This is a genomic window from Leucothrix mucor DSM 2157, assembly GCF_000419525.1.
Taxonomy (GTDB): domain Bacteria; phylum Pseudomonadota; class Gammaproteobacteria; order Thiotrichales; family Thiotrichaceae; genus Leucothrix; species Leucothrix mucor.
This window is the reverse complement of sequence record NZ_ATTE01000001.1, coordinates 5,019,430-5,038,795: the sequence shown is the minus strand read 5'-3', so window position 1 is coordinate 5,038,795 and position 19,366 is coordinate 5,019,430. Positions and strand designations below refer to the sequence as shown.

At 48.8% G+C, this 19,366-nt stretch carries 20 protein-coding genes; 14 read left to right on the top strand and 6 right to left on the bottom strand.

Features of this window, described 5'->3' with window-relative positions; translation table 11 throughout:
* Positions 1 to 10: 10 nt before the first annotated feature.
* From LEUMU_RS0123190 to LEUMU_RS0123170, 5 genes are all read left to right on the top strand, one after another.
* The gene (locus tag LEUMU_RS0123190; RefSeq protein ID WP_022954690.1) at positions 11 to 1,237 is read left to right on the top strand and encodes a sensor histidine kinase; all 1,227 of its coding nucleotides are present in this window, start codon (positions 11 to 13) and stop codon (positions 1,235 to 1,237) included.
* Positions 1,234 to 1,971 carry a response regulator transcription factor gene (locus tag LEUMU_RS0123185; protein ID WP_022954689.1) on the top strand — a complete coding sequence of 246 codons (738 nt, stop codon included), beginning with the start codon at positions 1,234 to 1,236 and terminating at the stop codon, positions 1,969 to 1,971. Before LEUMU_RS0123190 ends, LEUMU_RS0123185 begins: the two co-directional genes overlap by 4 nt.
* 123 nt (positions 1,972 to 2,094) lie before the next feature.
* Positions 2,095 to 2,373, top strand: a complete 279-nt coding sequence (locus tag LEUMU_RS0123180; RefSeq protein WP_022954688.1) for a hypothetical protein — start codon at positions 2,095 to 2,097, stop codon at positions 2,371 to 2,373.
* Between the two features lie 5 nt (positions 2,374 to 2,378).
* On the top strand, positions 2,379 to 2,690 hold the full coding sequence (locus tag LEUMU_RS0123175; protein WP_022954687.1) for a Dabb family protein: 312 nt from the start codon (positions 2,379 to 2,381) through the stop codon (positions 2,688 to 2,690).
* A 324-nt stretch (positions 2,691 to 3,014) separates the two neighbouring features.
* The gene (locus LEUMU_RS0123170) at positions 3,015 to 3,608 is read left to right on the top strand and encodes an HAD family hydrolase (protein WP_022954686.1); all 594 of its coding nucleotides are present in this window, start codon (positions 3,015 to 3,017) and stop codon (positions 3,606 to 3,608) included.
* Here the strand turns inward: LEUMU_RS0123170 and LEUMU_RS0123165 are convergent, their stop codons facing one another.
* Positions 3,609 to 3,872, bottom strand: coding sequence for a DUF4404 family protein (locus LEUMU_RS0123165; protein WP_022954685.1), 264 nt, complete (start codon positions 3,870 to 3,872; stop codon positions 3,609 to 3,611).
* A gap of 192 nt (positions 3,873 to 4,064) precedes the next feature.
* On the opposite strand from LEUMU_RS0123165, the gene LEUMU_RS0123160 reads away from it, so the two are divergent.
* The 4 genes from LEUMU_RS0123160 (at position 4,065) to LEUMU_RS0123145 (ending at position 8,582) form a co-directional block, all read left to right on the top strand.
* Positions 4,065 to 4,709 carry a 7-cyano-7-deazaguanine/7-aminomethyl-7-deazaguanine transporter gene (locus LEUMU_RS0123160; RefSeq protein ID WP_022954684.1) on the top strand — a complete coding sequence of 215 codons (645 nt, stop codon included), beginning with the start codon at positions 4,065 to 4,067 and terminating at the stop codon, positions 4,707 to 4,709.
* A 177-nt stretch (positions 4,710 to 4,886) separates the two neighbouring features.
* Complete coding sequence (locus LEUMU_RS0123155) at positions 4,887 to 6,464, top strand: inorganic phosphate transporter (protein WP_022954683.1); 1,578 nt, start codon at positions 4,887 to 4,889, stop codon at positions 6,462 to 6,464.
* Positions 6,465 to 6,467: 3 nt separating this feature from the next.
* Positions 6,468 to 7,382 (top strand): AEC family transporter, encoded by a 915-nt coding sequence (locus LEUMU_RS0123150; RefSeq protein WP_022954682.1) that lies wholly within the window; start codon positions 6,468 to 6,470, stop codon positions 7,380 to 7,382.
* Positions 7,383 to 7,391: 9 nt separating this feature from the next.
* Positions 7,392 to 8,582 carry a winged helix-turn-helix domain-containing protein gene (locus tag LEUMU_RS0123145; protein ID WP_022954681.1) on the top strand — a complete coding sequence of 397 codons (1,191 nt, stop codon included), beginning with the start codon at positions 7,392 to 7,394 and terminating at the stop codon, positions 8,580 to 8,582.
* Between the two features lie 155 nt (positions 8,583 to 8,737).
* On the opposite strand, the gene LEUMU_RS0123140 is transcribed toward LEUMU_RS0123145, so the two are convergent.
* On the bottom strand, positions 8,738 to 9,631 hold the full coding sequence (locus LEUMU_RS0123140; protein ID WP_022954680.1) for a LysR family transcriptional regulator: 894 nt from the start codon (positions 9,629 to 9,631) through the stop codon (positions 8,738 to 8,740).
* A gap of 99 nt (positions 9,632 to 9,730) precedes the next feature.
* Between LEUMU_RS0123140 and LEUMU_RS0123135 the strand changes: the two genes are divergently transcribed.
* Genes LEUMU_RS0123135 through LEUMU_RS0123120 form a run of 4 tightly spaced genes read left to right on the top strand, consistent with a single transcriptional unit; the run spans position 9,731 to position 13,566 of the window.
* On the top strand, positions 9,731 to 10,432 hold the full coding sequence (locus tag LEUMU_RS0123135) for a pirin family protein (RefSeq protein WP_022954679.1): 702 nt from the start codon (positions 9,731 to 9,733) through the stop codon (positions 10,430 to 10,432).
* Between the two features lie 52 nt (positions 10,433 to 10,484).
* The gene (locus tag LEUMU_RS0123130) at positions 10,485 to 11,069 is read left to right on the top strand and encodes an FMN-dependent NADH-azoreductase (protein ID WP_022954678.1); all 585 of its coding nucleotides are present in this window, start codon (positions 10,485 to 10,487) and stop codon (positions 11,067 to 11,069) included.
* 28 nt (positions 11,070 to 11,097) lie between these two features.
* Entirely contained in the window at positions 11,098 to 11,694 is a 597-nt protein-coding gene (locus LEUMU_RS27490) for an NAD(P)H-dependent oxidoreductase (RefSeq protein ID WP_022954677.1), read from the top strand.
* A 3-nt stretch (positions 11,695 to 11,697) separates the two neighbouring features.
* Positions 11,698 to 13,566, top strand: a complete 1,869-nt coding sequence (locus LEUMU_RS0123120; protein WP_022954676.1) for a monovalent cation:proton antiporter-2 (CPA2) family protein — start codon at positions 11,698 to 11,700, stop codon at positions 13,564 to 13,566.
* Between the two features lie 21 nt (positions 13,567 to 13,587).
* Here LEUMU_RS0123120 and LEUMU_RS0123115 read toward each other — a convergent pair whose 3' ends face one another.
* Together LEUMU_RS0123115 and LEUMU_RS0123110 are read right to left on the bottom strand one after the other, a co-directional pair.
* On the bottom strand, positions 13,588 to 15,411 hold the full coding sequence (locus tag LEUMU_RS0123115; protein ID WP_022954675.1) for a tetratricopeptide repeat protein: 1,824 nt from the start codon (positions 15,409 to 15,411) through the stop codon (positions 13,588 to 13,590).
* A gap of 164 nt (positions 15,412 to 15,575) precedes the next feature.
* Complete coding sequence (locus tag LEUMU_RS0123110; RefSeq protein WP_022954674.1) at positions 15,576 to 15,815, bottom strand: HP1242/YdcH family protein; 240 nt, start codon at positions 15,813 to 15,815, stop codon at positions 15,576 to 15,578.
* A 150-nt stretch (positions 15,816 to 15,965) separates the two neighbouring features.
* On the opposite strand from LEUMU_RS0123110, the gene ushA reads away from it, so the two are divergent.
* Positions 15,966 to 18,230 carry a bifunctional UDP-sugar hydrolase/5'-nucleotidase UshA gene (gene ushA / locus LEUMU_RS27485; protein ID WP_022954673.1) on the top strand — a complete coding sequence of 755 codons (2,265 nt, stop codon included), beginning with the start codon at positions 15,966 to 15,968 and terminating at the stop codon, positions 18,228 to 18,230.
* 115 nt (positions 18,231 to 18,345) lie between these two features.
* On the opposite strand, the gene LEUMU_RS27475 is transcribed toward ushA, so the two are convergent.
* Together LEUMU_RS27475 and LEUMU_RS0123095 are read right to left on the bottom strand one after the other, a co-directional pair.
* Positions 18,346 to 18,567, bottom strand: coding sequence for a DUF1289 domain-containing protein (locus LEUMU_RS27475; RefSeq protein WP_022954672.1), 222 nt, complete (start codon positions 18,565 to 18,567; stop codon positions 18,346 to 18,348).
* Between the two features lie 22 nt (positions 18,568 to 18,589).
* The gene (locus LEUMU_RS0123095; RefSeq protein WP_022954671.1) at positions 18,590 to 19,324 is read right to left on the bottom strand and encodes a pyridoxine 5'-phosphate synthase; all 735 of its coding nucleotides are present in this window, start codon (positions 19,322 to 19,324) and stop codon (positions 18,590 to 18,592) included.
* Positions 19,325 to 19,366 lie beyond the last annotated feature (42 nt).

Here is a 19,366-nt window from a genome sequence, read left to right as displayed (position 1 = left end):
ACCTGATTCGATGTCAATAATTACTAATAATTGCACCCTAAGCGTCAGCCAAATCCTCGATGTTGCAACTGCGGTTGCCGGTCGATGGGATCTCACCGAAGTGATTCACTCAGTCTCAGGCGATGTGATTCCTTTCCTTGCGCATGACCATTTTGATGCTGCAATATTATCTGAAGATGGTCAGTTATTACGCACCTTTGAAACAGGCATGGATACTGAATGGGGCGGTGCAACGCGCTCGGTCAGCGACAGCCCTATTCGTGAGATTTTTCTCAACAACATTAACTATATCGTGACGCCGGATGCTCAGTTCGATGAGCAATTCCAGCAAGAAGGCATGTATACCGTGCCTATTTTTAAAGCGAATCTGCGGGCACGTTTGCACGTGGCCATGGTGATCTCCGGACGGGTAATCGGCGCCTTGTCGTTCTCAAGAACCACGCCCACGGCTTATACCGAAGATGATGTCGCCAATGCCTTGGTGGTCAGTCGAATAATCAGCCCTTATGTGCACGGCCTACTCCAAGCCGACCAAGCCAATCAGGCACGACTTGATGCAGAACATGAAGCAAAACTGCGGGAAGGATTGCGTAGCGGTGCCCGCGCCTTGGCCGGAAATTTAGAAAGAACGCGTGCACAAATGGGCATGGAGTTGCATGACCAAACCTTGGCTGACCTATCGCGTATTTCACGGACCATAAGCGACAAGCAAACCCTTAACAAAGTTGAGCTCAATGGATTGAAATCAGAGGTTTCACACTGCCTGGCTGAGTTGCGAAGAATTGTTGATGCCGCCCGACCATCCGTGCTGGAACTCTTTGGTTTAGCCGAAGCGGTACGCCACCAAGTCGAAAAAGAAAGCGCCATTTATCCCAATACTGAGCTGATCTTTGAGGAGGAGCTCCCTGACACCTTAAATGAGTGCTCTGAAGATATTGAATTTGGCTTTTATCGCATCGCGCAAGAAGCCATTCATAATGCTTTCAAACACTCCCAAGCAACCAAGATTAATGTGAAGCTATCTCATCACAATGGCTCAATGACACTATCAGTCAGTGATAATGGCTGCGGCTTAGATACCAAAAAAGCTCACAGCCGAGGTGGCTTATACAATATGCAAACTCGTGCCGCGCTTTTTGGTGCAAAGCTTGAAATAACGTCACTAAAACCTTCCGGCACTCGCATTTTTCTGGCCGCCCCGATTTCGCCTTCTCAAGATAAGAAGACCAACTTATGACCTTTTCTGTACTGATTGTTGAAGATGACGACCTTCATCGCAGTTTCTTGCATGACACGCTGAAAGAAAGTGACCTTGGCCCGATGGAAATTACCGAAGCCTGCGATGGTGATGAGGCCATTGCGCTTTTGCAAAATCAGGACTTTTCCAGTGTCATTCTGGATTTACAAATGCCGGGCAAAACAGGGGTGGATGTGGCGCGTGTCGTTTGGGCAAAGGACCATAGCACTCCCATTCTGTTTTGGTCGAACTATGCCGATGAAGCCTATGTGCGGGGTATTTTTCGCGTAGCACCCGAAGATGCTAACTATGGCTACTTGCTCAAGTCGACATCCAGCCAGCTACTGAAGCGCACGATTGCAGGGGTGTTTTTTGAAGGCCAGACCATTATCGACCGCGCCGTAAGCTTTGCACGTAATAGCTCAAACAAAAACCTAGACCTCAATGCCACAGAATACGAAGTGCTGGTCGATATCGCAATCGGCTTAACTGATAGTGCAATTGCTGAATATCGCTCCATATCTGTTCGCGCAGTTCAGGGTCGCTTGAAAGGCGTTTATGAAAAGCTTGGCGTCGCGGAAGTCGCATCCACTAAAGATGGGTCGGCGGCCATGAACCGAAGAGCGCGCGCTGTCGCCATTGCTTTAACCCGACGCAAGATCAACTCCAAAATTCTCGATATGGCAGAAAAAGAATTACGCGCAAGAGACCTTGGGCATTTTATGGATGGCTAGATCGTGACAGTAAGCCCTCGCCGCTTCCTCTGAAATCTTAGCTGAAATCTTGTAAGATGCGCCCATAGCACCACCTATAACACCTGTGGTGCGCTTTTTACTCCCTTCATACGAGCAAACTTTATGTACATTTTTTCTGTCACAGCCAAATCCAGAGAAGCCATTGATGGCTTTGAGAAAGGCGCAACCGCTCCCTTTATTGTGTATATCGACTTTCAGGATTTAGCCGGCGCAGAGTATTTGGCCCGTTACTATGTCACCAAATCTGGCTTTAGCGATGTCGTAGTCGACAAACGCCGCCAACTGGCTAAAGACAAAGTCGGCAAATTTGGCGAGAAAAACAAGCAAGTCAAAGAAGCGCTGAAAACCGGTTTCGCGATTCAATTATTCGATCAGGATTAAGCTCTATGATTAAGCATGCGGTATTACTGAAATTCAAAGCCAGCTTAAGTGCGGATGAGCGCCAAGCGCTGTATCAAACCGTTGCGGATCTGGAGCAAGTTGTTGATGGCTGGTTAGGCTTTGCAGCAGGCGACAATGTGTCACCGGAAGTGGGCATGGATAAAGGCTATAACGGCGGATTTATTATCGACTTTAAAGATGAAGCTACGCGCGATGCCTACTTAATCCATCCAGAGCATCAGGCAGCAGCTGTAAAATTAGTCGCAGCGGTAGACGGCGGCGCAGATGGCATTGTCGTGTTTGATCTTAAAGCGTAGTGATTTAAAGCTTACCGGAAACGGTAGGAAAAGCGGTTGAAGGTATTGCGAAGACTGCGGTGAAGAATATGGGAATTCGTGAATGGAGAGAGTGATTCACGAATTCCCTATTTCTTACGATATGACCAACGAATTTATTTTTATTGTTTTGATTTTTATTATTATTTTTGTTTCGTTGTAGCCCCTTGAAGCTGATGCCCATTATGCTGATCCCAGATGAACGGACTATTAATTAGACAAAAAACAGTTACGATTTGTGTTGAATTCTATTTTTAAGCTGCACACTGTGGCATATCTGTATGCTCTTCTTACTGGACAATCACTATGGCACAGCACGCACTCTTTCAGCATCCAAACTGGATTTTCGACATGGATGGCACGCTGACCATCTCCAAGCATGACTTTGATGCAATTCGCAAAGAATTAGGCTTACCTTTCGGTCAGCCGATATTAGAAGCACTGGATGAATTGCCAGCAGAAGAAGCTGCCCTCTTACACATTCGCCTAAACGAGATCGAGCTGGAGATTGCCAAGCAGTCTGAACCGGCTACTGGTGCGGCTGAATTGCTAAGCCGTTTAACCGAGCAAGGTGCCAAGCTCGGCATACTTACCCGCAATAACGCGATTAATATTGAAGTCACGCTCAAAGCGGCGGGCTTGGATGGCTTTTTCACGCCAGACAACTTACTTAGTAGAGAATGCGCCGCACCAAAACCGGCACCCGATGGCATTCTAAAATTACTCAACCAGTGGCAGGCAACACCAAGTAACGCAGTGATGGTTGGTGATTACTTCCACGATTTAGCCTCAGGTCGTGCAGCAGGTACTCATACCTTATATGTGGATGAGAGTGGCAGGTTTGAATTCAAATCGCTGGCGGATGTTTGCATTCAAAGCCTGCCCGAACTGTTTAACTGATTAGATACCCATATCGCTTAAGGTCTGCATTAACCGCTGCGCAATACCCGTGGCGGTAGGATGCTCAACCTCAAACTCAGCGATCTTGGTTCGCAACTCTTCCAGAATGGTCGCCTGCGCATCCATGGTATCTTCTGCTAACGTCAGCTTAGTCTCGGCAATCAACGCATCCAGTCGTGCCTTTTCACCGACCTTACCGGCATCCAAGCCCTCAACTTCTTGTTGTAGTTGCGCGAGTAGTTGCTCTAAACGTTTAGTTGCCATTACTCCAATCTCCTTTGGTTTTAATAAAATTGATTCTACTCCGATTTGAGCGATTTGCATTGATCTGGCACAAACAATCAGCAGATCGTGCGTGGCTTCGCTTGTACCCACTCGCTGGCTGTGTATAATCGCGCTCCTCATATTCGATTAACCTTGGGTTCCCTAGCACCCCAATTGACAAAAAGGTATACCATGAACACTGTACCCTCTATCGCCAGTAACCGAACCGTTTGGTACTTGGCCGCATTTCACTTATTTATCATCGCCATTAGCAACTATTTAGTGCAAATTCCGGTGACTTTATTCGGCCTGCATACCACTTGGGGCGCCATCAGCTTCCCATTTATCTTTCTGGCAACCGATCTGACGATTCGCATCTATGGTGCGGCGACTGCCCGTAAAATCATTTTTATGGCAATGCTACCGGCACTGCTGATCTCTTATGTATTGTCTGTATTATTCTTTGAAGCACAATTTCAGGGCACTGGGGCGCTATCAGAGCTCAATACCTTTGTCGCGCGTATCGCATTAGCCAGCTTTGTGGCTTACACACTGGGGCAGCTATTAGATGTCACTGTATTTAGTAAATTACGCCAGACTCGCCAATGGTGGGTTGCACCAGCGGCATCGACCGTTATTGGTGGCTTTTTAGATACCCTGTTGTTCTTCGCAATCGCCTTTTATCAAAGCACCGATGAATTTATGGCGGCCAACTGGCCTGAAATCGCTGCGGTTGATTACGGCATTAAATTATTAGTGAGCTTATCGTTGTTTGTTCCAGCCTACGGCTTGTTAATGAACACACTGGTAAAACGGATCGAGCCACGAGCAGTCTGAAAAATTCATTTTGTTGAATTTAATTAAGCCCTGAGCCTCAGTTCAGGGCTTTTTTATTGGCCCCGAAACGTTTTACATGATACAAATCCCCGCACCAAAAGAATCAGCCTGCACCATACATGTACGTCGGCGAATGCAGGGCGGATTCTTACCCAAAACCAGATACGGGACCTACCCATGAACTCCAACGGACTCTCTGTAATCGCGCGGCTGAACCTGCTTAGCAGGCAAGATGTCTTCCGCTTAAGTATCTCCATCCTTTTCCTAATCGGTATTCTATTGTATGTAAAGGCGCAGCTTATTGGCGTTCCCAATAGCATGACGCTGATCGTCGCCTCCATTATCGGCGGCTACATGGCAATGAATATCGGTGCGAATGATGTCGCCAATAATGTCGGCCCGGCGGTGGGCTCCAAAGCCATCACGCTGGTGGGCGCTATTGTCATCGCCGCCATCTTCGAAGCTGCCGGGGCATTGATTGCCGGTGGTAGTGTGGTTGGCACCATTAAAAGCGGCATTATCAATCCGGAACAAATCAATAATCCGGATGTATTTGTATGGCTAATGATTGCTGCGCTATTAGCGGCGGCAGTGTGGCTGAACGCTGCAACCATGATTGGCGCGCCAGTCTCCACCACTCACTCCATTGTTGGTGGTGTATTAGGTGCGGGAATCGCAGCTGGTGGACTGGGTATTGCCAACTGGGACAAGATGATTCAAATCGTCGCCAGCTGGGTGATCTCACCGGTAATGGGGGGCCTGATTGCAGCAGCATTCTTGTATACCATTGAACGGCAAGTCATCCATCAGAAAGACAAACTCAAGGCCTCAGAGCGCATTATCCCGCTGCTAGTGGGCATTATGGCGTGGGCATTCAGCGTTTATCTGATGATGAAAGGCCTGAAAAAGCTGTGGAAAATCGACTTCCTTACTGCCTCTATTATTGGTCTGGTGATTGCCGCTGCAGTCGTGTTTATTGCTCGTCCTTTAATTAAGAAAGCCGCGCTGAGCCTTGAGAACAATCGCGAATCAGTTAACGACATGTTTGTGATTCCATTGATCTTCTCTGCTGCCCTACTAAGCTTTGCGCATGGCGCGAATGATGTGGCGAACGCTATCGGCCCATTGGCTGCAATCAATGAAGCGATCATGTCTGGTGCAGTTGCCGGTAAAGCTGGTATTCCACTTTGGATTATGGTGATTGGTGCCATCGGTATTGCCATTGGTTTAGCACTCTACGGACCAAAACTGATTCGTACGGTTGGCTCTGAAATCACTGAGCTGGATAAAACCCGTGCGTATTGTATTGCCATGGCCGCATCCATTACGGTAATTATCGCGACACAATTAGGTTTACCGGTTAGCTCCACGCACATTGCGGTTGGTGGTGTATTCGGTGTTGGTTTCTTGCGTGAGTATTTCGAAGCCAATATGGCGCACATGATCGCTCAGATTAAAGAGCATCACGCTGAAGACTCTGATCCGGTTTTAGTGGCTGCCACGCTGCAGGAATTTGAAGACACCCCACTGCAGGAAAAAGGTGAATTCATCCGCCAAATGAAGGCTGCAAATGGTCCAGAGCAAATCCTGAGTAAACGTGACCGCAAGCAAATGAAAGCGGCTTACAAGCAGGAACTGGTTCAGCGCTCTATGTTGTACAAAATCGCTGCGGCATGGGTGATTACAGTACCGGCTTCTGGCTTACTGGCGGCTATGCTGTACTTCATGATCCGCGGCATGATGATGCCTTACTAAGCCATGAGTAACACTCTCATCCCGATTATTTTGGTGATCTTTCTGGGCTTTGCGTTAAAACGCAAAGCCTTTGTAAGTGACGCGTTTTGGAGCGGTTCCGACCGCATGGTCTATTACGTGTTTTTCCCAGCCCTGCTTGTCTCCAAAATATCGACGATGGATTTGGCCGAAGTGCCATTGCTTAAGCTCAGCACCGCCATCATTTTGCTGCTATTGCTAATGACGGCGGCGCTGGTGCTAGTACAAAAGATCAGACCGATAGACCCAGCGGTATTTACCTCGGTCTATCAGGGTGCTATTCGCTACAACACATTTATTGCTGTGACCTTGGTGGCTACTGCCTTTACTTCGCCTCTTGCGATGGATGTGGTGGCACTGGCAGTTGGTGTGAAAGTGCTGTCGATCAATATCTTGTGCGTGGTTATTTTCACGATTTATCTGAATAAATCGGCTTCGCTGGGCGGCAAAATTGCGGTGGTATTAAAGAACCCGCTAATTATCGCCTGCGTGACAGGATTGCTGCTCAACGCATTATCCATTTCGCTACCTGAGTGGTTGCTGGCATCTTGTCAGCTGCTGGGCCAAGTTGCGCTGACCTTAGGCTTGCTATCGGTTGGGGCGGGATTAATTATTCGCTTTAATGATTGGTGGTCGTATCCGATCGTTATTTCAGTGGCCTTTAAGCTGCTGGTCTTTCCGGTTGCGGCTTACTTAATCGGTACAGCATTCGGACTGGAGACTGTTCCATTGCAAGTATTGGTGATGATGTTTGCCATGCCAACCGCGATTAATTCCTACATCCTAGCCGGTCAACTCGGCGGTGATCAGCGCGTGATGGCGAAGATTATTACCATTCAAACCATACTTTCCGGGCTCACGCTGTTTGTGATTCTTTCCTGGATTGCATCTACTCAGTGAGGTCACGTGATGACTGAATCGCTCTCTCCCGATCAGGCACGTAAACTCATTCTACACAGTCAGCAATTGCCGCCAGCCAAAACGTCTGGCTCGGCAATTGCCAACACCCTCAATGCTTTAGAGCAACTAGCCTATATCCAAATCGACACTATTTCGGTGATTGAGCGAGCGCATCACCATACACTTTGGAATCGGGTTCCGGCATACAAGCCTGAACATTTAGAACAGCTGGTTGAGCAAAAGCAGGTCTTTGAATATTGGTGGCATGCGGCAGCTTATTTGCCCATGCGGGACTATCGTTTTTCGCTGCATCGTAAACACGCTCTGGCTACCGGAAAATTAGATCACTGGTATCCGCGCGATCAAAAGCTGATGCGCTATGTCTATGATCGCATTCGCTCTGAAGGCCCGTTAATGGCCAAAGACTTTGAACATACCGGCCCCAAAACCAGCGACTGGCACAGTAAACCCGCCAAGCAAGCGCTGGAATATTTGTATATGCAGGGTGACTTAATGACGCCCTATCGGCAGAATTTTCACAAAGTCTATGATCTGACCGAGCGCACCTTACCCGCAGATATCAACGATACACCGCCCTCACCCGATGAGTATGCGCGGTTTTTGATCCGTCGCTTTTTATCGGCGCATGGCGTTGGCTTGCCGGCGGAGTTTAGCTATCTGCTGAAAAACACCAAGCCACTCATTACTCAAGCGCTTAAACACATGCTGGAGGATGGCGAGCTGCAAACCATCAATATCACTGGCGTGGATTATTATGTGTTACCAGAATCGCTCAACTTACTGGATAAGCCGCTACCACGCAGTAAACTCAAAATTCTATCACCCTTTGATAATTTACTTATCCAACGCAAACGGATGCAGGCATTATTTGATTTTGATTATCAGATTGAATGTTATGTACCCGCTGCGAAACGTAAGTTTGGCTATTTTGTATTACCGATTTTATGGGATGGTCGCTTGGTGGCTCGCATGGATTGCAAGGCTGATCGGAAAACGCAGATTCTGCATATTCATAATCTTGCGCTGGAGCCATGGCTTACTAAAAAAGCGGCGCTTATCGCAGCCTTTAGCAAAGAGTTACATCACTTTATGGCATTCAACGGCTCCAAACAGGTGATCTTTAATCAGGTTTCAGATGCCAGCTTAAAGCCAGAACTACAGGCAAATTTTCCAGATTAGTCAGTAACTCCCCTAGCTTCCTAGCTTCCTAGCTTCCTAGCTTCCTAGCTTCCTAGCTTCCTAGCTTCCTAGCTTCCTAGCTTCCTAGCTTCCTAGCTTCCTAGCTTCCTAGCTTCCTAGCTTCCTAGCTTCCAGTTTATTTTCTTCAGGGTTACTTACAAGTATCCTGACGCCAGCCGCATTTTCAAAAACTCAATCAAGCGCTTTACCTTAAGCGGTAAATAATTCCGAGTCGGATACATGGCATAAATATTCAGCGGCTCAAAACTATACTTCGGCAATATCTGCACCAACTCACCTCGGTTTAACGCATCCTGCAAAATAAACAATGGCATCAACACAACGCCCTGATCATTACAGGCAGTCTGGCACAATACATCGCCATTATTAGACGATAGCTTTCCTTTAACCGAAACCTTGGTGATCTCACCATCGCGCTCAAAGCCCCAACTGGAATACCGCGATTGCTGCTCGTAAATCAGGCATTCGTGATGCTGTAAATCTTCGGGAATGACTGGCGTACCAGCTTGCTCTAAATAACGAGGAGATGCACAACACATCATTGCCGTACCACCCACGCGCTGCGCAACCAAGGATGAGTCCTCCAACACACCAATACGCATCACCAGATCATAATCGCTGCCCATAATATCAATGGCGCGGTCATCTAAGTGCAGCGTGATTTCAACCTCCGGATATTGCTTCATAAACTCGCTAATCGGCTTTACTAGCTGACGTTGGCCAAAGGTCATCGGGGCATTAATCCGAATCTGCCCGCATAAGCGCTCCGTGGTGGAAGCCACATTATCCTCAAGCTCCTGAAACTCAGCCAGTAGCGCTTTACCTCGCTGATAGTAAATCTCACCCGCCTCAGTCATTCGTAAATGGCGAGTAGTCCGCACCAATAAACGCACACCCAAGCGCTGCTCCAATAGCCGTATCCGCTTACTCACCGCCGCTGCTGAAATCTCATGCTTTTCTGCGGCTGCCGTTAACGTACCGGCTTCCACCACTTCAACCAGCCAGAACAAATCATCAAATCCACTCATTGATTATCAACTTCAAGTTAATATAGTAAGAACATGATATCCCTTACTGCAACTTTAGCCACACGTTAAGATGCTCCCATGATTAATAAGGAGGTTCCTATGCCTACCATCAGACAAGCAAACGAACGCGGCCATTTCAAAAATGGCTGGTTAGATAGCCACCATACTTTTTCCTTTGGTGAATATTACGACCCTGAGCACATGGGTGTTTCTGTACTGCGTGTGATCAATGATGACCGCATTACGCCGAGCGCGGGTTTCCCAACCCACCCACATAACAATATGGAAATTATCAGTTATGTACTGGATGGCGAACTGGCGCATAAAGACAGCATGGGCAATGGCAGTGTGATTCGCCCTGGCGATGTGCAGCGCATGTCTGCTGGTAGCGGCATCACGCATTCGGAGTTCAACCCATCGGAGAGCAATGGCGCTCACTTTCTGCAAATCTGGCTGCTGCCTAATAAGCAGAATGTAAAACCAGACTATGAACAGCAGTTTTTTGCGCCTGAGAGCCGCCAGGGACAACTAAAACTATTATTGTCACCCGATGGGCGCGATGGCTCCTTAAGTGCCAGCACCGATGCGCTGATGTACGGCACGCTGCTAGATAAAGACCAGCAAGTGAGCCATCAGCTGGCAGCCGACCGTATTGGCTATCTGCACCTTGCTAAAGGCACCGCTCAAATTGGCGAGCACACACTTAACGCAGGTGACGGAATGACATTTGAAGCCGGTGTTGCAATAGAGATTGCGGGGATTGCAGACGCAGAAATTCTGCTATTCGATCTTCCCCGATAAGCACTGAAAGCTTAAGAAAAAACTCAAGATTATTCACACTTAGGAGCTAACAATGACCACTCACACTATTTTACGAATCGACGCCAGCATGCGCCAAACCGGCTCTGTATCACGCCAACTAACAGATCAACTGATTGCCGCCATGCCCGATAGCGAAGTAATTACCCGCGACCTTAGCATTGACGGCGTACCGACCATCAATGAAGACTGGATTGGGGCTAATTTCACGCCGCCAGCTGATCGCAGTGCGGCACAAAAAGACTTACTGGCACTCTCTGATACACTAATCGCAGAAATCATGCACAGCGATACCTTAGTGTTCGGTATGCCAATCTATAACTTTGGAATTCCAGCCGCGCTAAAGGCTTGGGTTGACCAAATTAGCCGCGTTGGCATTACATTTAATTATACTGAGGCCGGCCCTAAAGGATTGTTAGAAGGCAAGAAAGCCATTATTGTAGCGGCCTCAGGTGGCACAACGGTAGACAGCGATATTGACTTCGCCACGCCGTATTTACGCCACCTACTTGGCTTTATTGGTATCTTCGATGTTGAAGTCATTGCCGCCGACAGCCTAATGGCTAAGCCGGACCGCTTGCAAGCCGCCCAACAGAGGATTGCAGCACTCACAACCTAATGCGACACCTGCCTGAGGACCCGCTTTAATGAATCAGATTCTCATTTTATTTGCGCACCCCGCGCTAGAAAAATCACGAATCCAGTATCGACTAATGAAAGCGGCCTCAGGCATTGAAGGCGTGACGGTTCACGATCTGTATCAGGTGTACCCTGATCTCATGATCGATGTTCCGCGAGAGCAAGCCCTGCTCTCAGAGCATGACATTATCCTGTTCCAGCATCCGTTCTATTGGTATAGCGCGCCTGCCATTGTTAAAGAATGGCAGGATTTGGTGCTGGAATACGGTTATGCCTACGGCCCCGAAGGTACGACATTGCACGGCAAAACGCTGGGCAATGTTATCAGTACCGGTGGCGATGCGCACAACTACCAACCCGGCAAACGTCACAATCACACCATCGGTGAATTCCTCATTCCCTTTGAGCAAACGACTGCCATCTGTGGCATGCACTACCTACCGCCCTTTGCCGTACACGGTGCGCACGATATCAGTAATACCAAGATCGATGAGTATGCGGAAAACTATCGCCAAGTGCTCTGGCATTTACAGCGGGAGCTCCCTTCCAAAGAAGCCTTAGCAACGATGCATACACTCAATCATTGGACCAGCAATCAGGGATAAGTCATGGATTCACTGATACACGCTTTTATCTTTCTCGCTGCCGGTGTTATTGCCGTCCCGATCGCTACGCGGCTTGGCCTTGGCTCGGTCTTAGGCTACCTCATCGCCGGCGCTTTAATTGGCCCGTTCGCAATGGGCTTTATCGACGATGCTGAACGCTTAATGCACTTCTCCGAATTCGGCGTGGTGATGATGCTGTTCCTGATCGGAATCGAACTGCAACCTTCCGTCTTATGGCGCATGCGTATTCCTATTCTAGGGCTTGGCGGCTTACAGATGGTCATTACCACCGCTGCGATTGGTGGGGTTGCGTATAGCCTTGGGCAGAGCTGGGAAAACTCACTCGCCATCGGCCTGATTCTGGCACTGTCATCCACCGCCATTGCCTTGCAGGTACTGGACGAGAAAAACCTGATGAAAACCCAAAGTGGTAAATCAGGCTTTGCGGTGTTGTTATTTCAAGATATTGCCGTTATTCCGGTCATTGCCGCGCTACCACTACTCGCAATCGCCACACTTGGCAGCACGACCGGCACCGATACCTCACACGCAACGGAAAGTACTAATTTAATTCTCCACCTACCCGGCTGGCAAAAAGCGATCATCGTTATCGGAACGGTATTAGGCATTATTTTGGCCGGGCGTTTTCTAACTCGTCCATTGTTCCGCTATATCGCCGAAAGCCGCTTGCGTGAGCTATTTACCGCCACGGCGCTCATGCTGGTGATGGGTATCGCTGTATTAATGAATATGGTTGGCCTGTCACCAGCCCTGGGTGCATTTGTCGCCGGCGTGGTACTGGCCGATAGCGAATACCGCCACGAGTTAGAGGCCAATATTGATCCGTTTAAAACCCTGCTACTGGGTCTGTTCTTTATATCGGTCGGTGCCAGTATCGACTTCAAACTCTTAGCCTTAGAGCCACTGCTGATTTGCGGCGTAGTAGTCGGACTAGTGCTGATCAAGCTGGTGATTCTGCTGCTACTTGGCGGTCTGTTTGACCTTAAAGGCGGCCCACGATATTGGTTTGCCTTTACGCTGGCGCAAGGTGGTGAGTTTGGCTTTGTGCTGCTCTCATTTAGTTTGCAGAACCAGGTACTGCCCAAAGCCACGGTCGATATTCTGACCGCAGCCATTGCACTGTCAATGGTGCTAACGCCCATACTCGTAGTGCTCAATGAGAAATTCATTCAGCCCAAATACCAACACAAAGACACCACCGACGTTAATAACGAGGAAATGGAAGATCAGGATGATGCGGTCATTATTGCCGGCTTCGGTCGCTTCGGCCAAGTCGCAGGACGCCTGCTAATTGCCAATGATATTCCGGTCACCGTTCTGGATCATAGCGCGGCACATATTGAGCGGGTACGGCGCTTTGGCTTTAAGATTTTCTATGGCGATGCCAGCCGAGAAGACTTACTGCATACCGCTGGGGCGCACAAAGCCAAGCTGTTAATTATTGCCATTGATGATAAGGAAAAAACCCGCAAGATCATTGATATCGTTAAGCACAATTACCCGCACTTAAAAATCTACACGCGTGCCTTTGATGCCATTCATTATCATGAGTTAAAAGCAGCAGGAGCGGATTATATCGAACGAGAGGTGTTTTTATCGTCGCTCAAAGTCGGCGAGAAAGCGCTGGAAGCCTTGGGAATGCGAGCCTACCAAGCGCGGCGTCAGGCATTACGCTTTGCAGAGCACGATCGTATGTCAACGGATCGGATCGGGCAGCATCTGGATGATAATACCCGCTTTATCTCAGAAACTCGCATTGCGCATACTGAGGTATTGGAGCTATTACGACGCGATCGCAAGATTGCAAAAACCTCAGTCGATCACGCATGGGACCCGTCAGGGCACGAATAGCCCTGACGGTTTACTTATGATTTAGCTATTTTCCGGTAGGCGGTCTTGCAGCAACATGAGCTCAGCCGCGTATCGGTAGCCTAACTGCTTGTTTTCCAGAATCGGCAGGCCACGCTCACCATTTAGTAATTGCGCCAATACCTCTAACAGGGCTTGGTCTTGCTCATCCTGCCAGCCTAAATCGTCTTTTAACTGAAGCAGTACTTTGCGTAACTCGCCATCGCGTTGCTGCTGAGCGGCACTTTGAACAGCGGTGCATAGCTGACCGTCACGCTCCATATTCTCACCACCATCAATCCGGTAAGACACATAGGCTTCAATCGCGCGCTGCTTAGCCGCTTGGGCTGCCGCTGGATTATTCTGCGCCGTTTCGATCAGGCTTAGGGTATTCCAGCTCTTCCATGGCTCTGCCGAATGACCAAACTCTTGACCCAAAGTGCCAGCCGTTTCCAGCTCAGCCAGTGCCAATTCAAAATCGCCCTGCTTACGCAACGCATCGGCTAAACGATTACCAACGACCGATTGCAGGAATTTATCATCCGCATCTTTAGCCACTTGCAGTGCTTGATGGTAGTAATCAACCGCAGTCACGATCTCAGCAGTGGCTTCGCTTAAATTACCCAACTCCAGCAAGGTACTGATCATGCCGCGCGTATTGCCTTGGCTTTCCAATAATACCAAGGACGCCGTAAATGCCTGCTTGGCATCATCCATCGCCTGATTCACTTTATGCAGCATGGCAATGTGCTGCCATACATTCGCCATCATGACTTCGTCATCCAGCGTTTCAAATACTTCCAATGCGCTTTCATAACCGCGTAACGCATCTGCCGGACGCTCCATCATTGAGTAAATGGATGAACGCTGTGTTTGTGCAATTGCAGAGCCGCGTAAATCACCGAAGGATTCCGCCTGCTCAATGCACTGTGAGTACAACACTTCTGCCGGAACCAATTGGCCTTGTTCAATCAGGCAATCACCCTGCTCCATCATGCAACCAATCAATAGGTTTGCGGCTGCTTTGTCGGTCTTGGCATGTGGTGTTAATAAGGCTTGAGCTTCCTGCAAGCAACCCAGCGCTTGTTCGCCCGCTTGACCTGCTTTTAACACTTGGCCCATTAGGATATTGGCTAGCGCTAAGTCGTTAACTGCACCTGGATAGGCATCACGGCCAGCGGTGTGGCAACGTTGCAGCAAGGCTTGCGCAGCTTGTGAAGCCGGATGCAAAGCACGCATGCGGAATAGGTTTTCAACATTTTGGCGGTCATGCTCAAAACGCACATGGCTCCAATCACCCTGCAAACTTTCTGCCGTGGCAATCCAGTTTTTGACCTGTGCCTGCTCGGCTTCAGCTTCGGCCTTCTCTAATAAGGCTTCCATGCGGCGTAATAACTCAACCACCTGACTGGCGTTGTCGCTCATCAAAACAGGTGGTGTCGCACGATGCTCCAGATAAGCCATCAGATTAGCACGCTCTAATGCCGCTAAGCGCAGCGCCATGGTCTCATCTTCAAAATACTGCTGATATAAAAAGGCGAGTAACTGATCGACTGCTGCCATCCAATGTTGCTGTGATTCTTCTTGGCGGGCAGCTTCGACATCCAGCACTAAATGCGCCAGTAATTCAGGATCAAAGCGGTAATAAGTGTGGTCATGCTCTTCAGCCAAACCAGCGGCAACGACAGCATCCATCATCACTTTGGCAGCCTCAACCGACTCGGCTTGAGTCACGTGGCTAATCACCACCAAGTTTCCACCCTCTTGCAGCACAGCCAGTTTGGCCAGCGCGGATTGAGTAGTATCGGGTAGGGATTGCAGAGCGATCTGGATAGAATTAGCGGACATGTTTTCAAGCCTCCTGAAGCATTAGGGGCGCATTATCGGGGGTGACACGGGGCATTGCAAATTCTTATCAGTGAAATACCCGCTAAGCCACTGCCCTAGCCAAATCGCAGACAAAAAAAGACCCAGCAAGCCGGGTCAAATCACACTTAGGAGGAAAAAACAGTTTATTCAGCAATCAACATTCTAAACATCTGGTCTTTCAGGTGTAGGCGCTTCTTTTTAAGCTCCTCAACCACCTCGTCAGACGGGGTTTCGATCTCTTGCTGAATGCGGCGTAACTCATGGTCAAGTTCGTCATATTCTTCAAACATTTTCGCGAAATGGCCATCTTCCATTTTTAACTCGTGAATTCGGGCTTTGTGCTCTGGGAATTCGTGTAGCAAGTCATGGGGTTCTGCAAACATTCTGTGACGCTCCGCTGTTGTTATTCGATGACTGTATTGTTGCACGCTGGTCGGTTACCCGAATTGATTTAGATCAAGTCCTCATAATTTATTCCAAAAAACTCAAAATTCGTATTAAGATGATTACTAATTTTATACTTAGGAGTCGCCATGAAAGTTCGCCCGTTCATCCTCCCAGTGCTAGCCACCTGCTGCGCAATCAATCCCGTGATTGCTAAAGACTGGCAAGATGATAAAACTTATAAATTCACTATATTGCACACCAACGACAATCACGGCCGCTTCTGGCAAAACAAATACGGTGAGTATGGAATGCCTGCTCGTTTTACCGTGGTTAATGCGATTCGTCGTCAGGTTGAGGCTGAAGGTGGTAGTGTATTGCTGCTGTCTGGTGGTGACATAAATACCGGCGTTCCAGAGTCTGACTTGCAAGATGCCGAGCCGGATTTTGTCGGTATGCGTAAGATTGGTTACGACGCCATGGCACTCGGTAATCATGAATTTGATAACTCGCTGGACGTATTGGCTAAGCAACAAGAGTGGGCAGGCTTTCCATTCCTATCTGCGAATATCTACGCCAAAGATAGCGGCGAGCGCATGTTTAAGCCCTACAGCGTAATCGACAAGCAAGGCATCAAGATTGCGATTATGGGCCTGACCACCGAAGACACGGCTAAGATCGGTAATCCTGAGTACTTGGCGAACGTTGAATTCCGCGATCCTAAAGAAGAAGCTAAAGCAGTGGTTGCTGAACTTCAGGAAGAAGTAAAGCCGGATATGATTCTGGCCGTGACGCACATGGGTCACTATGACGACGGTAAGTACGGCTACAATGCACCGGGCGATGTATCGCTGGCACGGGCAATGCCAGAAGGCGCTATTACGGCAGTGATCGGTGGCCACTCTCAAGAGCCGGTTTGCATGGAATCGGAAAATCTGCGCGATGTCAATTATCAGCCAGGCGCGACCTGCGTTCCTGAGCATCAAAATGGCACTTGGATTATGCAAGCGCATGAGTGGGGCAAGTATGTTGGCCGCGCTGACTTTGAGTTCAAAAATGGCGAAGTGACACTGAAGTCTTACCGCCTGATTCCGATCAATCTGAAGAAGAAAATCAAAGATGCTGAAGGTAATTCTCAGCGCGTATTGATTGCTAACGAGATTGCACAAAACAAAGAAATGCTAAAGCTGCTTGGCCCTTACCTCAATAAAGGTAAAGAGCAGATCAATATTAAAGTCGGTAGCACAAACAAGCTGCTGGTTGGTGAGCGTAATAAAGTGCGTTTTGGACAAACCAACCTGGGCCGCTTAATTGCGACGGCACAGATGGAAAAGGCTAAAGCTGATTTCGGTATTATGAACTCAGGCGGCGTGCGCGCATCGATCGAAACTGGCGACATCACTTACAAAGAAGTACTGACGGTTCAGCCGTTTGCCAACCTGTTGGTGTCGGTTGAAATGACCGGTAAGGAAGTGCTGGAGTATTTAGCTCAAGTGGCTACCAAGCCAACTGACACCGGTGCTTATGCGCAGTTTGCTGGCATTTCAATGACCGTGAAAGCGGATAGTGTTGAAGATGTGAAAATCGGTGGCGAGCCACTGGATTTAGAGAAAACCTATCGCATATCAATGCCTAGCTTCTCGGCTGCTGGCGGTGATGGTTATCCTAAAGTCTCTGACCTGCCAAGCTATGTTGATACTGGCTTTGTGGATGCCGATGTACTGAAAGAGTATTTAGAACTGCACAATCCTCTGGATGCAGATGCATTTGAGCCTAAGGGTGAAATTGTTTACAAAATGGATGTGGTTGAGGAAGCCGCTGTTGAAGAAGCCGCTCCTGAAGCTGCTGCGGTTGAAGCACCTGCTGCTGAGACTCCTGCCGTTGAAGCTGAAGCGACAGAAGAAGCCGTGCCTGAAGAAGCATCCGCCACTGAAACTCCTGCTGTTGAAACTGAAGCTACAGAAGAAGCTGTAACGGAGGAAGCGCCTGCGACTGAAACTCCTGCTGTTGAAGCTGAAGCTACAGAAGAAGCGGCAACTGAAGAAGCACCTGCTGCTGAAACTCCAGCCGTTGAAGCCGAAGCGGCAACTGAGGAGGCACCTGCGACGGAGGCTCCTGCTGTTGAAGCTGCAGAAGAAGCCGTAACTGAAGAAGCGCCTGCGACTGAGACTCCGGCTGTTGAAGCTGAAGCTACAGAAGAAGTGGTAACTGAAGAGGCACCGGCGGCTGAGACTCCTGCTGTTGAAGCTGAAGCTACAGAAGAAACGGTAACAGAAGAAGCACCTGCGACTGAAGCTCCTGCTGTTGAAACTGAGGAAGTGCCTGCAACTGAAATACCAGCCGTTGATGAATCCGCAGTTGATCCAATTGCCGCAGCGGTAGAAGCTGCGACCAAAGCCGTAACCGGCGAGTAACCCTCTCCGCTCCAACGCAAAAAGCCTGTCAGGATCACTCCTTTGACAGGCTTTTTTTATGGTTAGCTTATTGCCATCAACCCGCTAAATTCAGCAAACTTCAGCAACACCCACCCTATTCTGCTTTACGAACCTCCACTTGCTCCAGCACGTCTAGCTTTTGCTCTCGCGACATAATCATCCATTCGCGGATTTCATCCATCGTGCGAAAACAACCGTCACAGCGGCCCGTTTCATTATTCAATCCACAGAGTTTTACACAGGGTGAAGGCACACTGTAATCAATCTCGGATCGATTGGTTCGGCGTCGTCGGGTGCTGCGGGCGCTATCAGTCATGCTTTAAATCCGTGTTGAACAATCAAGCTGATGCCTGACAAATTTCCAAATACTTAGCCATTACCGTTGGCATACCCTGCTCGATACACTCCACGGTTAATACATGCCCTATCGACACTTCCAGAATCCCCGGAATCGTCAGGAAAGTTGCTAGGTTATGGCTGTCTAAATCATGTCCGGCATTCACTTCCAGCTCTAAGCGCTGAGCTTCAGCAGCCGCATCAGCATATTTCGCTAGCACCGCAGCCTGCTCTCGCGTGCCGTAGGCAGAGGCATATTCTTCAGTGTATAACTCAATACGATCAACGCCAGTGCTAGCCACGCGGCGCACCTGCTCCACATCCGGATCTAAAAAGGCGGCAACCCGAATCCCTGATTTTTTCAGGCGAGTGGTAACCATTTCCAGCAACTCGCTGTGCCATGCTACATCCCAGCCATGATCAGAAGTTAGCTGATCGACGGCATCCGGCACGAGTGTGCACTGGTCTGGCTTACAGTCTTCAACCAACTGCAAAAATTCTTCAGAAGGGTAGCCTTCGATATTGAACTCAACGCCCGGATAATCCACCAGCAACTCGGCCAGATCATAAGCGTCCTGACGCGTAATATGGCGCTCATCCTGACGCGGGTGCACGGTAATGCCCTGCGCACCTAATGCGATAAACTTTTTAGCAAACTCCACCACACTTGGAAAATCACGTCCGCGTGAGTTTCTAAGTAGCGCAATTTTATTAACATTTACACTCAACATTGTCATTCGGCGTATCCTGTGTTTGAAGCCTTAATGGCCCAATGGTAT

Excerpts from the sequence above, each read along its gene's own strand:
- LEUMU_RS0123145 (WP_022954681.1), top strand. The coding sequence starts at position 7,392 with ATGACTGAATCGCTCTCTCCCGATCAGGCACGTAAACTCATTCTACAC.
- LEUMU_RS0123170 (WP_022954686.1), top strand. The coding sequence starts at position 3,015 with ATGGCACAGCACGCACTCTTTCAGCATCCAAACTGGATTTTCGACATG.
- LEUMU_RS0123120 (WP_022954676.1), top strand. The coding sequence starts at position 11,698 with ATGGATTCACTGATACACGCTTTTATCTTTCTCGCTGCCGGTGTTATT.
- LEUMU_RS0123115 (WP_022954675.1), bottom strand. The coding sequence starts at position 15,411 with ATGTCCGCTAATTCTATCCAGATCGCTCTGCAATCCCTACCCGATACT.
- LEUMU_RS0123160 (WP_022954684.1), top strand. The coding sequence starts at position 4,065 with ATGAACACTGTACCCTCTATCGCCAGTAACCGAACCGTTTGGTACTTG.
- LEUMU_RS0123095 (WP_022954671.1), bottom strand. The coding sequence starts at position 19,324 with ATGACAATGTTGAGTGTAAATGTTAATAAAATTGCGCTACTTAGAAAC.
- LEUMU_RS27475 (WP_022954672.1), bottom strand. The coding sequence starts at position 18,567 with ATGACTGATAGCGCCCGCAGCACCCGACGACGCCGAACCAATCGATCC.
- LEUMU_RS0123185 (WP_022954689.1), top strand. The coding sequence starts at position 1,234 with ATGACCTTTTCTGTACTGATTGTTGAAGATGACGACCTTCATCGCAGT.
- LEUMU_RS0123165 (WP_022954685.1), bottom strand. The coding sequence starts at position 3,872 with ATGGCAACTAAACGTTTAGAGCAACTACTCGCGCAACTACAACAAGAA.
- ushA (WP_022954673.1), top strand. The coding sequence starts at position 15,966 with ATGAAAGTTCGCCCGTTCATCCTCCCAGTGCTAGCCACCTGCTGCGCA.
- LEUMU_RS27490 (WP_022954677.1), top strand. The coding sequence starts at position 11,098 with ATGAATCAGATTCTCATTTTATTTGCGCACCCCGCGCTAGAAAAATCA.
- LEUMU_RS0123130 (WP_022954678.1), top strand. The coding sequence starts at position 10,485 with ATGACCACTCACACTATTTTACGAATCGACGCCAGCATGCGCCAAACC.
- LEUMU_RS0123180 (WP_022954688.1), top strand. The coding sequence starts at position 2,095 with ATGTACATTTTTTCTGTCACAGCCAAATCCAGAGAAGCCATTGATGGC.
- LEUMU_RS0123175 (WP_022954687.1), top strand. The coding sequence starts at position 2,379 with ATGATTAAGCATGCGGTATTACTGAAATTCAAAGCCAGCTTAAGTGCG.
- LEUMU_RS0123150 (WP_022954682.1), top strand. The coding sequence starts at position 6,468 with ATGAGTAACACTCTCATCCCGATTATTTTGGTGATCTTTCTGGGCTTT.
- LEUMU_RS0123190 (WP_022954690.1), top strand. The coding sequence starts at position 11 with ATGTCAATAATTACTAATAATTGCACCCTAAGCGTCAGCCAAATCCTC.
- LEUMU_RS0123140 (WP_022954680.1), bottom strand. The coding sequence starts at position 9,631 with ATGAGTGGATTTGATGATTTGTTCTGGCTGGTTGAAGTGGTGGAAGCC.
- LEUMU_RS0123155 (WP_022954683.1), top strand. The coding sequence starts at position 4,887 with ATGAACTCCAACGGACTCTCTGTAATCGCGCGGCTGAACCTGCTTAGC.
- LEUMU_RS0123110 (WP_022954674.1), bottom strand. The coding sequence starts at position 15,815 with ATGTTTGCAGAACCCCATGACTTGCTACACGAATTCCCAGAGCACAAA.
- LEUMU_RS0123135 (WP_022954679.1), top strand. The coding sequence starts at position 9,731 with ATGCCTACCATCAGACAAGCAAACGAACGCGGCCATTTCAAAAATGGC.